Source organism: Lentimicrobium saccharophilum (genome assembly GCF_001192835.1).
Classification (GTDB): Bacteria; Bacteroidota; Bacteroidia; order Bacteroidales; family Lentimicrobiaceae; genus Lentimicrobium; species Lentimicrobium saccharophilum.
Genome location: NZ_DF968182.1, coordinates 1,680,486 through 1,693,570, shown reverse-complemented (window position 1 = coordinate 1,693,570; position 13,085 = coordinate 1,680,486). Strand labels below are relative to the sequence as shown.

The following is a 13,085-nucleotide window of genomic DNA, read 5'->3' as shown; positions in this document are numbered from 1 at the left end:
AGTTTTAATGAGTTTCCGGGAACTCCCATTTATTTGCTTTTCCTGAGTTTCTCTGCCAGTTCGGCCAGCGGGATATTCCCGATCGCCAGTTTTCTTAACTGACCCATGATCCAGTCTTTTTCTATGCCTTCGCGCTGCGTATGCCGGATTTCTGAAAATTTCGATTTAAGGAATGGCAGGCTGCCCAGCAGTTCTTCTTTGCTGACTCTCTTGTATTTGATACTGGTGAGCACCGATTCAAAATCGAGTTTCGGATATTCATACACATGGGGCAACATCAGCCAGGCGATTTCGGGCGACATCCCTTTATCTTTAATAAACTTAAGCAAACCGTAAATGACCTTGTATGAGAATTCAGCTGTAGGTTTGGCGTGGCCTTCCACATATTTAAGTTTATGTCCGAAAAGTGTTCCTACGAACGAAGGTTTATAACCAAGTTCATTGATAATCTTTTCAATCAGGGGGAAGATGTCTTTCTTGAATATATAAGTGTAAGTATCTTCCGGAATACCCCAGTCTTTCATGATGTGATAGCGGTCGATAACTTCCTGGGGGAGATTTTTGCCGAGTTTTTCAATATGGGCATCTTCGAGCGGGATGGGTGCGCTGTCGGTATCGGGATACATCCTGTCGGCGCCCGGCAACACCCTTTCGAAAATGGTGGTACCGTCCTCAAACGATTTCCTGGTTTCGCCGGGGATGCCTTCGAATGCCATTTTGCAGCGTTCTTCCACGGTTTCGATGGCTGTGGCCATATCTTCTTCCGGTCCCCATATGATTAACTGGGCGTCCTGACCATTGACTTTCAGCATCCTGCGGATGGATTCCCAGTCTTTTTCAGCAACAACCTGCTCAAAGGCTTCGGAGTGGGTCATATTTGGTTTCTCCAGACAGGCAATTACCTTCAGGCGGTCGGTGAGTTCGTCGGCGAACATTTTATCCGGCTGGGTAAAGTGCGATAAAGCGCCCCTGAAACCAGGAAGGTTTATGGCAATGATTTTATGTTTACGGATTTTTGTTTCATCGAGCGGCGCATAACTGAACTTAAAATCGTGAAAATCAATTTCTGCATGCCTCGTTTTCCAGTTTTTATGATCCGGGATATCTTCAAGCAAGCGGTCGCGGAGCAGAAGCAGTGACCACTGCCTGAAGCACTCGTTGTGCGTGAGTTCGGGTATCCAGCGGGTATGGGCAACACCTTTGATTTCGACCCTGTGCCCGCCGCGGCAACTGACATTCACATCCTGACGCCCGGCGCCTATGCCGGTTCTTACCTTTCCGGTACTGCGGTTCAGAAAACGGATATAATCGCAGGCCTCTTTTACCTCGTCAGGATTCAACATATCAGGATAAGTAACCGTTTCGATCAGGGGCATGCCCAAACGGTCGGTACGGTAAATCCGGGTATGGCCGATGTCGGATACCTCCCGGCAGGAGTCTTCCTCAAGACTAAGCTGAATCAGCCTGACTTTTTTCTTTTTTAAAGGAATCTCCCCCTCCACACCAATGATGGCAGTCCGCTGGAAACCTGTAGGAATACTTCCGTCGAGATACTGTTTGCGGGTAATGTGTACTTCACCGACAATATTGAGTTTCGACAATAACGAGATTTCAATAGCTATATCCAACGCTTCACGGTTTACCGGAAAGGGCGGGGTGTCATCTACTTCGTAGGTGCAGGTAGTTTCGTTCTTTAACCTGTAGATGATGTTCTTGCGGGTTTTAAACTCCATCAGCGCCGTCCCGTCATATTCGCCCAACTCGCTAAGGGTGGGGCGCATGTGCCGGATTACTTCCGCGTCAAATACATCGGGTTTCTGGTAGATGCCGGCAGGGCAGTGGCAGAATAGTTTTTCTCTGGTCTTTAACTGCTGGTGCACCTCCAGCCCTGACATAAAGCCAATGGTATCATAGGTTTCCTGGGTTGCTTCGCTGCGGAGTACATAACCGGCCGCTTCCATGGTCTTTCTGTAGTTTTCCCTGGGGTCGAATTGCTGATTCATCGTGGGAGGCTGAGTTTTGAAGACCCCAAACGTACAGGAATTTTCGGGATTCAGCAAAAGTTTAAAACAGTTTTTGTAAACATCGCATGTTCATAAAACGATTACGGTTATGCATCGTAAAACAAATGGTCAGATCAATTAAATTTGTTAGCCGGTTAGCGGAAACGCCAATCACTTATTATTCATTCACCAAAGCCAACCCTTATGAAAACCCTGAAACGTATTCTTCTGTTGATTCTTGCATTGGTTGCCCTGATGCTGATTGTGGCGGCTTTTGTTAAAAAAGAGTATTCGCTTGAACGTGAAATTACTGTAAATAAACCAAAACCGGAAGTTTTTGATTATGTCAGATACCTGAAAAATCAGGACAATTACAGCGTATGGTCGCAAATTGACCCTGATATGAAGAAAGAATTCAGCGGTGCAGACGGAACCGTTGGCTTTGTATCAGCGTGGGAAAGTGATGATAAACGGGTTGGTAAAGGTGAGCAGGAAATCACAGGAATAACTGAAGGTGACCGGATAGATTATGAGTTGAGATTTAAAGAGCCGTTTGAAAGCACTGCCTACACATACATGATCTGTGAAAGTACAGGAGAGCATACAACGCTTGTTAAATGGGGCTTCAGCGGCAGGATGAATTATCCCATGAACCTGATGTTGCTCTTTATGAATATGGAAGGTATGCTGGCTCCTGACTTTGAAAACGGCCTGACCAGACTAAAACAGATTCTGGAAGCTCCGGAAAACTGATAGAGGAGCCATTCACATTCTTTCAGCGCAAATTGTCCGGTTAAATGCTGGCTTGTATAAGCAGCCTTCATGGTGCAGATTTGTTTGCAACCACTGTTTTGGCAGCCATATATATTATGCCGCTTGTGTGGAATCATTTTTTATTTTACTTTAGCCTGTGAGGAAAGTGGCAGGAGTTTTTCCGGTAATTTGCGGAACAGCGGCAGGAAATTATAGATTTAGCGTTTTGGCTTAAAGGGTTGTTTTTTATCAGTTTATAAAATTTTTCCATTCCTTCAGTCTGGTTCTGTCTATGAAAAATCTCAGGCAAAGAAAATTATTTCCGGATCGCGGTAAATCTGTTTTTATTCTGGCAATCGGGCTGATTTTCATGATGCTGATAGTTGCGGCAATTTTCTATATCCGTAATGGAATCGCATCGGTTAAGAAAAAAATTGGAAATGAGCTGGTTTCTATTGCTGAATTGAAGCGAAACGGCATTACAGAATGGTACCTGGATGAAATTAATGATGCTGCCGCAATATCGGCCAATACTTTTCTCCATGCGGTATATTTGAAAAGCATCAGTTCCGGAGATGAGGCTTCCGGCGCTGATCTGATTACCTTTCTGAATGACCTGAAGACCGAACACGGATACAGTGAAATTTTCCTTACTGATGTTGAAGGTAATCTGCGTTTATCCACAAGCGCGGATTCTTCCGGGCCGGGCACTGCTTTGGTTGGTTTTATCAAAGAGGCTGTACGTGAAAAGATGGTTATATGTACCGGTCTTTATCTGAGTCCTGTAAACAATGCCCCCAGGATAGATTTTATTGCACCGCTGGCTTTGCCTGAAGGGGAGTTGCAGAGTGCGATCGTGTTGAGCATTGACCCTTATGATTATTTATATCCGTTGCTGTCTTTCTATCCTTCACCGGGTAGATCTTCCGAATCGGTGCTTCTAATGAAGGAAGGGGATCAGGTGTTGGTGTTAAGTAACCTGCGCTTCGAGGATGGGGCCGCTCTAAGAAAAAGAATACCCTTGCCTGATTTGAAAGGAAATGAAGCGTTGGCTACTGATGGTTTTAAAGGGATTATTGAAATTACGGACTATCGCGGAATCGAAATTTATGCTTATTTGTGCCCTGTTGAAGGAACGTCATGGTACCTGATCACAAAGATTGATAAGGATGAGCTTTATTCAGGCCTCCGCGAGGAAATCGTCCTGGTTTTAATTCTGCTGGTTCTGGTGGGCTTGTTTCTGGGTGCGGTTTTCTGGTTGTATAATGCGGAGCGGCAGCGCAGGGTGCTTGCTTCATTACTTCAGGCCCGCGAAGAATTCAGGACTACCATCTACAGCATCGGGGATGGTGTCATCATAACCGATAAGGCGGGTATGATACAGAATATGAACCCTGTTGCTGAATCGCTGACGGGCTGGAAGGAATCAGATGCAATTAACCGCAGCATAACAGAGGTATTCCGTATTGCAAGTGAAGATACGGATGAGGAAGTTCCGAACCCGGTTATTAAAGTGCTGTCTTCGGGTATTGTAGTTGGCCTGGCAAACCATACCAACCTGATTTCAAAGGATGGGAAAAGGATTCCTATAGCCGACAGCGGGGCGCCTATCAGGGATGAATCAGGCAGCGTGACGGGTGCCGTGCTTGTTTTTCACGATCAGTCCCAACAGCGTAATTATCAAGCCGCCCTTGAATCGAGTGAAGCGAGATACCGCCGCATGTTTGTCGAAAATCCACAGCCAATGTGGATTTATGCCCTGGAAAGTCTCAGGTTTCTTGAGGTTAATGATGCAGCCATTGAAAAATACGGTTACAGCCATGATGAGTTTCTTTCAATGACCATAATGGATATCAGGCCTGATGATGAACATGAACGCCTTATTAAGAGTATTTCCGAGACCAGTTTTGAGTTGAATCATGCCGGGGAGTGGAAGCATTTAAAGAAGAATGGCGAAGTTATATGGGTTGTAATTGTGTCGCATCTCGTCACTTATAATGGTATAAGGGCTAGGCATGTGATGGTCGATGATATCACCGAACGAAAACTGGCTGAGCAGGCACTTCAGAGAAGTGAAGAAAAGTTCCGGAATCTTTTTGAAAATCATTCCGCGGTAAAATTGCTGATAGATGCGGAATCAGGACAGATCACCGATGCAAACGCATCGGCATCAGCTTTTTACGGATGGACCCATGAGGAGCTTACCAGCATGAACATCAATCAGATAAATACCTTGTCAGAGGAGAAGCTCAAAGTGGAGATGGAAAATGCCAGGATCAAAAAACGTACCCATTTTGAGTTCCGGCATCGTCATAAAGATGGGTCTGTCAGCGATGTTGAGGTCTTCAGCAGCAGCATTCTGATTTCGGGCAAGGAATTTTTGCATTCTGTTGTACATGATGTGTCAGCCAAAAAATACGCCGAGCAGCGCATAAACCTGTTGATCCGTTCAATAGAACAAAGTCCTGTGGGTATAATAATCACAAACCCTCATGGCGTTATTGAATATGTAAATCCAAAGTATCTGCAGATGTCGGGGTTGGATTCCGAAGAACTCATCGGATTTGTTCCGTCAATGTTGAATCGTAAGTCCGGGGATCTTCATCAGGTAGAAGAAGTCTGGTCTGCCATTGGTGCTGGTAAGGAATGGTGCGGAGAGTACCCGGAGCGTCGCAAAAATGGCGGGACTTTCTGGGAGAATGCAGTGATATCCCCGGTTTTTGACAAGGAGCAGCAGATCAGTCATTACGTGATTATTCTTGAAGATATAACTGCCCAAAAAAGGATGATCACTGAACTGAAATCCGCCAAGGACAAAGCAGAGGAAAGCGACAGGCTGAAATCTGCTTTTCTGGCAAATATGAGTCATGAAATCAGGACGCCGATGAACGGAATAATCGGTTTCATGGATCTTTTGCAGGAGCCTGATCTCGAAAGCGAACTGCGGGCCGAGTACATTGGTATTGTAAAATCGAGTGGAGAACGCTTGTTGAGTACCATCAATGATATTATAGACATTTCTAAAATTGAATCAGGGCAGGCTGTTGTAAATCATACACGTACAAATGTCAACCAGTTGATTGACAGGTTGTATAAATTTTTCAGGTTTGAGGCTGATGAGAAAGGGTTAGTTTTCTCTGTTGAGCAGAAACTGAATGATGAGCAGACCTGGGTGAATTCAGATCATGTCAAGCTTGAGTCAATCCTTACAAATCTTATCAAAAATGCCCTCAAGTTCACCCGCCGGGGTTCAGTAAAACTGAGTTACTGGCTGGTGGATGATTCCATGCTTGAATTCCGTATTTCCGATACCGGAAAGGGCATTCCTGCCGACAGGCTGCAGAGTATATTTGAGCGTTTTGTTCAGGCAGATGTTTCTTATTCACGCGATTATGAAGGTTCCGGCCTCGGTTTGTCAATTTGTAAAGCTTATGCCGGAATGATGGGCGGGGATATCACCGTGGAATCGGAAGTGGGAAAAGGTTCTGTTTTTATTTTTACATTGCCTTACCTGCCGGCTGACGAAGGTCATACCGCGCATGAAAAAATGCATGATTCAGTCGCGGAGCCGCCTGCCGGTAATCTGATTCTTGTTGCTGAGGATGATGATATCAGTTATTACTACCTGAATAAGTTGCTGGCAGGCAGACAGGTAAAGCTTATCAGGGCACTCAACGGGGAGGAGGCAGTAATGCAATGCAGAGAAAACCCGAATATTTCCCTGGTGCTGATGGATATCAAGATGCCCCTGCTGGATGGGTATGATGCAACCCGGCAGATTCTGGAAATCAGAAACGAATTGCCGGTAGTCGCCCTCACTGCCTATGCCTTTGAGGAGGACCGGCAAAAAGCGCTTGACTGCGGGTGTGTTGATTATGTGAGTAAGCCTTTGAAGCGCGATACATTTCTTGCCATGATCGACAGGTATATGCCAGATAAGAAAGGCTTGTGAATTCAGCTGCGGTTGTATTCCTGCCGGAATAAAATGACTGCATTGGGAATTTCATGTCGAACATATGCAGGTGTATTTATGTTGCTTTTAATAATCCACCCGGTTGAAAACAAGCATCCGGGTAGCAGTATTTGTTAGCAGGAATCCTTATCATTTGTTCAGGCAACTTCGTCCTGTATTATTTGTAAAAATCCTCCTTTCGTTTAAAAAGTAGCCCTATCTTTGCACACAAAGCACTGATGCATGGCACTTGATACCATTATTGAACTGAACAACCTGAGCGTTTACCAGCGCAATATCCTTGTGTTGTCTGAGGTTACCCTTTCCATCGGCAAAGGGGAGTTTGTGTATCTGATCGGCAAAACAGGAACCGGAAAGAGCAGTCTTTTAAAAACACTGTATGCTGATTTGCCCGTGAATGAAGGAGAAGCTGAAGTAGTCGGGTATAATCTCAGGAATATCAAGCAGAAGGAAGTGCCATACCTGCGCCGGAAAATAGGGATTGTTTTCCAGGATTTTCAGTTGCTTTCCGATCGCAGTGTAAATGACAATCTGGTGTTTGTACTGAAGGCAACAGGTTGGAAAGATAAAGAGGCTGCGGATGAAAGGATCAAAGATGTACTCGAGAAGGTAGGGCTGAAAACCAAAGGATTCAAGATGCCCCATCAGTTATCGGGAGGGGAACAGCAGCGTGTTGCGATTGCCCGTGCATTGCTTAACGACCCCGAGTTGATCCTGGCAGATGAGCCTACCGGCAACCTGGATCCTGAAACTTCGGAAGGAATTATGACTCTGCTTTTTGAAATCAGCCATTCGGGGCGTGCAGTGCTGATGGCGACCCACAATTATGCACTGATGGAGAAATTTCCCACACGTACCCTGAAATGTGAAGCAGGTAAAGTTTTAACTTCCGAAAACGGCTTCGGCCAGCCGGGCAGCATTGCCTGAATTTGAAAATTTGCGGTTGAGTAATTCGTGCCTTTTTTCCGCTGCAGATAGTGAGAAGGGGACATCCTTCAGGTCGTCCAGTTTTTTTCTGAAATCTTCCGCTGTTTCAGCAATTGTGCACAATGGCTCAAGCCCGGTTCCGTTGAGCATTAAAGGATTCACAAGGCAATGCCTGCCATTGTACAGGGTGTTCAGTAATTTAAGTTTTAAGCCTGTAGCCTGAAAGGTGACCAGCACATTTACATGGGCATTGCGAATCAGGGAGAAAAGCCTTTCATCGTCTGGATTTGCAATAATACTGATGTTGCTGTAAGGTTGCGCAAGATCAAAAATCCTTTTCTGCGGATTCATTCCGGCTATGATGAGGCGGTGATTGCTGCCGGCAAAAACCTTTCTGATAAGGAATTCTACGGCTGCCTCATTTTCAGGTACTTCAATATTTCCGTGATAGAGTGCGTAATCTCCGCTACCTGCTTCAATATTAAAGGCATCATTGGCATGAAAACTTGGCAGAAACCGGATATCTTTCCCGGGAAACACTTTTTTAAGGTAATCGGTATCACATTCTGATACCACAAGCATCAGGCCGGCATGCTTCAGTTTGCGTTGAAAAAACCTCAGTTTCAAACTTTCTGCAAGGAAATAGGCTTTTTTTGCCAGGTTGTGCTCCGCGGAAAAGAGGTTTATGTAATATTCATGTTCGATGTTGCTCTCGCGATATATCAACTTGCGGTTCCTGAGCCGCGGGTCGTCAAGATAATAGCATGAATGCATACCCTCGAAGAGCACCGGGTAATTGTCTTTCAGAAGATTGCGCACCAATGATTCAGAGCGGCGGCTCTTCACGATATAGGGTATAGGACTGAATGCGGACCCTATTCCGGTTTTCCTTGAATAATAGTGTACTTCTTCACAGAATGCTTCCAGTTCAGTTGCCCGGTCGCGCCCGGGGTATTCAAAGATATGCAGGTGCAGACGGATGCCGTAATTGTGCAGCGCCATGATTTTATAAAAGACGTCGATTACTCCACCGTAGTTGGGCGGAAAAGGTACATCGAATGAAACAATATGCAGGTGTTGGTCAGACATATTTTTGATAGACTTCTTTCAGAATAAGTTCTTCTTTTTCCCAGCAAAGCGCTTCGGCTGCTTTGTCCAGATTATTTTTCCACCTGATTGTACGTTCAGGATGGTCGAGCATCTCTCTGAATTTTTTTGCAATCTGTTCCGGATCATGACTATCAGTAATCATCCCGATGTCATAACCCTCAACAATGGCGGCAATCTCAGGCAAACGCGAAGCCAGCACGGGAATGCGGGCGTGAATATAGTCAAAAAGCTTGTTAGGCAAACTGAAACGATAATTGATATTGGTGTCTTTGTCCAGGGTCAGCCCAATATCTGCCAGTCTTGTATAACGCATCATTTCCTCATACGGCATCTTTGGCAGGAACATTACCCTGTCTCTGAATTCAGGCTGTTCTGCTTTTTCTTTGAGTTTTCCAATCACATCACCGCTGCCGATAATGAGCAGGAGGGTGTCCCCGCATTGCCCCACCGCCTCAATTGCCTCTTCCGCACCCCGCTGAATATTGATGCCCGCTCCCTGCAACAGAATTATTTTCCTGTCCTCAGGTAAGCCGAGCTCTGCCCGGCTATAGCTTTTCCCCTCCTTCAGGCGTCGGGGAATGTTCCTTACCACATGCAGCTTTTTATGATATTTTTCTTCATATAACCTGGCGATACTGCCATTAACGGTAATAATATCTGTGAGTCTGGGGAAAATAAACGCTTCAATGCTTTCCCATATTCCCTGAACAAAAGGCCGGTCAACCAACTCGGGTGTCCCGGTGTAGAATTCGTGGCTGTCGTAAACCAGGGGTACCCGTTTCAGCCTGTGCGCCAGAAAGCCGGCAGGGAGCGTATCGAGGTCGTTGGCAACAATTAAATGACAACGATGGGTGATAAGCAACCAAAGCAGCCGGATGTTGTATTCAGCATAAAAGAGCGGCCCCCTGCGGAAGAATAACTTCATCCGCTTTGTAGTGTATGGACGACCGGTCAACTCAAGGCTGCCCGGTAACCTGCGTCCGACAAGTAATACGCTAAAGCCCATATTCCTGAGGGTGCGACATGACTTATCAACGCGCTGGTCGGTGCTTAAATCATTGGTTACGGTAACAATGACTTTCTTCAAGGCAGGTAGTCAGGTGTTTTGGTGGCTGCAAAAATACCTGAATTTTTGGAAACACTGCTATTGGCAGGCCATCTGTTTTACAGTAAACTGGCGGAAGTGAAAATGTGCTGATTAAAGAAGTTTAAATGCTTAAGCATTGCCAGGTGCCTGATCCGGGCGTATTTGATATTTAATTGCTTGTGATTTTTATGGTAATCTGCAACCGGTCTTAAGAATCCGGCCGGTAAATTATTCGGTGCATGCCTCCGGAATGTCGGAACGATCTCCTTAACTTTGTGCCCATGACAATACACCCTGTTCCCGAACAGAAATTCAATTACAGCCTGAAGTCCTGCAACACATTCGGGATGGATGTGAAAGCCGCCGTATTTACGAGGCTGACGGCAGAGAGTGAGCTTCCGGCACTGCTCCGCATGATTCATCAGACCGGTACACCCTTGCTGTTTCTGGGTGGAGGCAGCAATGTGTTGTTTACCAAGGATTTTGACGGAATGGTTGTCGGAGTCGCAACCAAAGGCATTGAGGTTATTGACCAGGATGAAGAATTCGTTTATGTGCGCGGGATGGCCGGTGAGAACTGGGATGATTTTGTACAATACTGTGTAAGGCATAATTTCGGCGGGCTTGAGAACCTGAGCCTGATTCCCGGCAATGTCGGCAGCAGCCCGATACAGAACATCGGTGCATACGGGGTTGAGCTGAAAGATACCTTTTATATGCTGGATGCCGTTTCGCTGCGCACGGGAGAATTTCGTGAGTTTTATTCTGATGATTGTGCTTTCGGATACCGGAACAGCGTTTTCAAAAATGAGTTAAAAGGACAGTACCTGATTTTATCGGTAACATTTCGCCTGAGAAAGCGGCCGTTACTGAATACCGCATACGGTGCTATCGGGGCAGAACTTGAAGCAATGAGAGAAATGCCTTCGGTGAAAGCAATAGCGCAGGCCGTATGTAATATCAGGCGCAGCAAACTGCCGGATCCGGAGGTGATTGGAAATGCCGGAAGTTTTTTCAAGAATCCTGTTGTGAGTCATGCGCATTTTGAAAAACTGAAAAGTAAAAATCCCTCAATACCCGCATATCCGGGTGAACATGGCGTTAAACTGGCTGCCGGCTGGCTGATTGAACAATGCGGATGGAAAGGTTACCGGGATGGCGATGCAGGGGTGCATGAACGGCAGGCATTGGTGCTTGTCAATTATGGCAAGGCTACCGGGATACAGATCCTGGATCTTTCTAAGAGAATTATTGATTCGGTTTACTCCGGATTTAGTGTAATATTGGAACCGGAAGTAAATATCCTTTAGTCAGGTTTTATTTATTAATCGCCCAATGGAATTAAAAATATCTGATTTGATAGCAAAGGAAATGTTTCTGACTCCTGAAGAAATAGAAGCAGTGGATACCTTAATTCCCATCAAAGAATTTAAGAAAGGCCGGCTTCTTCTGGAAGAAGGAAGCATTGCAAAAGAATGTTACTTCAACATCAAAGGTTGTGTTCGTTCGTATCAAATTCTGAATGGCGAAGAAAAAACAACTCAGTTCTTTATTGAAGGAGATTCAATTGCATCACTTTTAAGCTATCTTAATAAAACTCCGGCAAATCATTATTTCGAATGTATTGAAGATTACACATTGGCTGTATTAAGTTTTGATAATGAACAAAAACTCTATAAACAGCATCCTAAATTTGAAGCCCTCTGCAGAAACAGCATTGAGCAAGAATTCGGCAAACAACAAGAAGTCCTTCAAAACTACCTTACCAGGAATCCGGAAGAAAGATATTTAATGTTACAAGAAACCCGGCCAGAATTGCTCCAGCGGGTTCCTCAATATCACCTGGCGACATTCCTGGGTGTGCAGCCTGAATCTTTGAGCAGGATTCGTAAACGTATTGCCCAAAAGAATAAGTCTTAAACTATAGCTGGGATTCTTTACTTTTGTTTCTTACCCCTGCTGTCAATAGATATGCACAAAAAGTTAATTCTGCGATAACTGCTGTAAATAGCATAACCATTGCACTGATTTCGATCAGTGAAGGGACCAGAAAACTTGCCATAGAATTAAACATATATCCTAAGCCGGCTATGAAAATTATTATTCCGATGAATTTTGGAAAATCAGCAGATTTATACAAAAGGACTCCCATTAATAAACAATTGATCGCAAAGAATACACCAGAGATTAAGTAACCATAGTCGAAGACTTGCATCTGTGTTATTACATCACTGCTTAGTTCAGTCAATTGTTCAGTTGACATTTTTTCTGCACCTTGAATCATTATTACAGGCTTAAACAGGTTGATCAGGTTTGCGCCAAGCACTGATGATTGTAATAATCTGAAAACGGCCGCAAGGATTGCAAGACCTTTGTGAACATTTACAAGAAGGAAGTAGAAAAGTACGGATACCATTACGTCGGATAGAACCATGATAAGATCTCCTAAAAATCCTAACCTGAATAAAGTTTCGTTTTGAATAATATTATTCAGGGTAATCTCAGCATTAGTAAGGTCGATCAATGTTCCTCTGACAAACATTCCACTTATCAATCCGCCGGTAATAATTAACAGGTAGAAGAATCCGGTAGTTCTTGCCAAAGTTTTTGTCGATAAATTCAATTCATTTGTTTTCATAGTCAAAGTTTTAAATTTGTTGATGCAAAGCTACATTGCCCCTTAGGAGTAATTCATTGACTTTGGTTAATAAAGAATCACTATTGCCCGGGGAAAAGCATGAGATTACCTTCGGTGAACTCTCCTGATAGTATCGGGATCGGTTCTTAGCTAACGCTCAGAAAGACTGCAATTTGCGTGTGTTTTTTAAGGAGGGTGCCTGGTGGCGGCTTTGCCGCCACCAGGCACCCTCCTTTGAATCCTAAAACATTGTCTTTCTGAGCGTAACATCGTGGAGCGAAGAATCTCTAAGTCCATTATCAGGTTTTTCAGGACAACATTGATAAAGAATATAAAACCTGAAACCCGCTATAAAAAATTTTGGGACAGTTGGTTTTTTATGGGTTGTTGTCCGCAAAAACGCTCAACGGCTTGATCGGTCACCGCCCGCAAACGGCAAATTATAATATCCCAAACGATTTCTTCCTGCCCGGCTTATGCCGGTGGGTAGGATACCAGCCTGTGAGGCTTGTTTATTTCAGGATTAACAATGCGCTTTAGCGGGGATCCTGTCACTATCTGCAGGTGTAATTTCTGACAGAGTATATACTGTTT

9 protein-coding genes are annotated in these 13,085 nt (G+C 44.7%); 5 read left to right on the top strand and 4 right to left on the bottom strand.

What is annotated here, in order from left to right; all coding sequences use genetic code 11:
- Positions 1-29 precede the first annotated feature (29 nt).
- Entirely contained in the window at positions 30-2,003 is a 1,974-nt protein-coding gene (gene gatE / locus TBC1_RS06365; protein WP_062039908.1) for a Glu-tRNA(Gln) amidotransferase subunit GatE, read from the bottom strand.
- Between the two features lie 204 nt (positions 2,004-2,207).
- On the opposite strand from gatE, the gene TBC1_RS06360 reads away from it, so the two are divergent.
- The 3 genes from TBC1_RS06360 to TBC1_RS06350 all read left to right on the top strand — a co-directional run bounded on the left by TBC1_RS06360 (position 2,208) and on the right by TBC1_RS06350 (position 7,656).
- On the top strand, positions 2,208-2,756 hold the full coding sequence (locus TBC1_RS06360; RefSeq protein ID WP_062039907.1) for an SRPBCC family protein: 549 nt from the start codon (positions 2,208-2,210) through the stop codon (positions 2,754-2,756).
- A gap of 292 nt (positions 2,757-3,048) precedes the next feature.
- The gene (locus tag TBC1_RS06355; RefSeq protein WP_062039905.1) at positions 3,049-6,708 is read left to right on the top strand and encodes a PAS domain S-box protein; all 3,660 of its coding nucleotides are present in this window, start codon (positions 3,049-3,051) and stop codon (positions 6,706-6,708) included.
- 243 nt (positions 6,709-6,951) lie between these two features.
- A complete protein-coding gene (locus TBC1_RS06350; protein WP_062039903.1) occupies positions 6,952-7,656 on the top strand; it encodes a cell division ATP-binding protein FtsE in 705 nt (234 codons plus the stop codon).
- Here TBC1_RS06350 and TBC1_RS06345 read toward each other — a convergent pair.
- Together TBC1_RS06345 and TBC1_RS06340 are read right to left on the bottom strand one after the other, a co-directional pair.
- The gene (locus TBC1_RS06345; protein ID WP_062039901.1) at positions 7,612-8,745 is read right to left on the bottom strand and encodes a hypothetical protein; all 1,134 of its coding nucleotides are present in this window, start codon (positions 8,743-8,745) and stop codon (positions 7,612-7,614) included. The two genes, TBC1_RS06350 and TBC1_RS06345, sit on opposite strands and share 45 nt — an antisense overlap.
- A complete protein-coding gene (locus tag TBC1_RS06340; protein WP_082189507.1) occupies positions 8,738-9,853 on the bottom strand; it encodes a glycosyltransferase in 1,116 nt (371 codons plus the stop codon). The genes TBC1_RS06345 and TBC1_RS06340 overlap by 8 nt, the downstream gene beginning before the upstream one ends.
- A 281-nt stretch (positions 9,854-10,134) precedes the next feature.
- Here TBC1_RS06340 and murB point away from each other — a divergent pair, with 281 nt between their 5' ends.
- Both murB and TBC1_RS06330 read left to right on the top strand, forming a co-directional pair.
- Positions 10,135-11,163 (top strand): UDP-N-acetylmuramate dehydrogenase, encoded by a 1,029-nt coding sequence (murB, locus tag TBC1_RS06335; RefSeq protein WP_062042843.1) that lies wholly within the window; start codon positions 10,135-10,137, stop codon positions 11,161-11,163.
- A gap of 25 nt (positions 11,164-11,188) precedes the next feature.
- Complete coding sequence (locus TBC1_RS06330; RefSeq protein WP_062039897.1) at positions 11,189-11,773, top strand: Crp/Fnr family transcriptional regulator; 585 nt, start codon at positions 11,189-11,191, stop codon at positions 11,771-11,773.
- A 1-nt stretch (position 11,774) separates the two neighbouring features.
- Here the strand turns inward: TBC1_RS06330 and TBC1_RS06325 are convergent, their stop codons facing one another.
- The gene (locus TBC1_RS06325) at positions 11,775-12,491 is read right to left on the bottom strand and encodes a DUF4386 domain-containing protein (RefSeq protein WP_062039895.1); all 717 of its coding nucleotides are present in this window, start codon (positions 12,489-12,491) and stop codon (positions 11,775-11,777) included.
- Positions 12,492-13,085 lie beyond the last annotated feature (594 nt).

Excerpts from the sequence above, each read along its gene's own strand:
- gatE (WP_062039908.1), bottom strand. The coding sequence starts at position 2,003 with ATGAATCAGCAATTCGACCCCAGGGAAAACTACAGAAAGACCATGGAA.
- TBC1_RS06360 (WP_062039907.1), top strand. The coding sequence starts at position 2,208 with ATGAAAACCCTGAAACGTATTCTTCTGTTGATTCTTGCATTGGTTGCC.
- TBC1_RS06355 (WP_062039905.1), top strand. The coding sequence starts at position 3,049 with ATGAAAAATCTCAGGCAAAGAAAATTATTTCCGGATCGCGGTAAATCT.
- TBC1_RS06350 (WP_062039903.1), top strand. The coding sequence starts at position 6,952 with ATGGCACTTGATACCATTATTGAACTGAACAACCTGAGCGTTTACCAG.
- TBC1_RS06345 (WP_062039901.1), bottom strand. The coding sequence starts at position 8,745 with ATGTCTGACCAACACCTGCATATTGTTTCATTCGATGTACCTTTTCCG.
- murB (WP_062042843.1), top strand. The coding sequence starts at position 10,135 with ATGACAATACACCCTGTTCCCGAACAGAAATTCAATTACAGCCTGAAG.
- TBC1_RS06330 (WP_062039897.1), top strand. The coding sequence starts at position 11,189 with ATGGAATTAAAAATATCTGATTTGATAGCAAAGGAAATGTTTCTGACT.
- TBC1_RS06325 (WP_062039895.1), bottom strand. The coding sequence starts at position 12,491 with ATGAAAACAAATGAATTGAATTTATCGACAAAAACTTTGGCAAGAACT.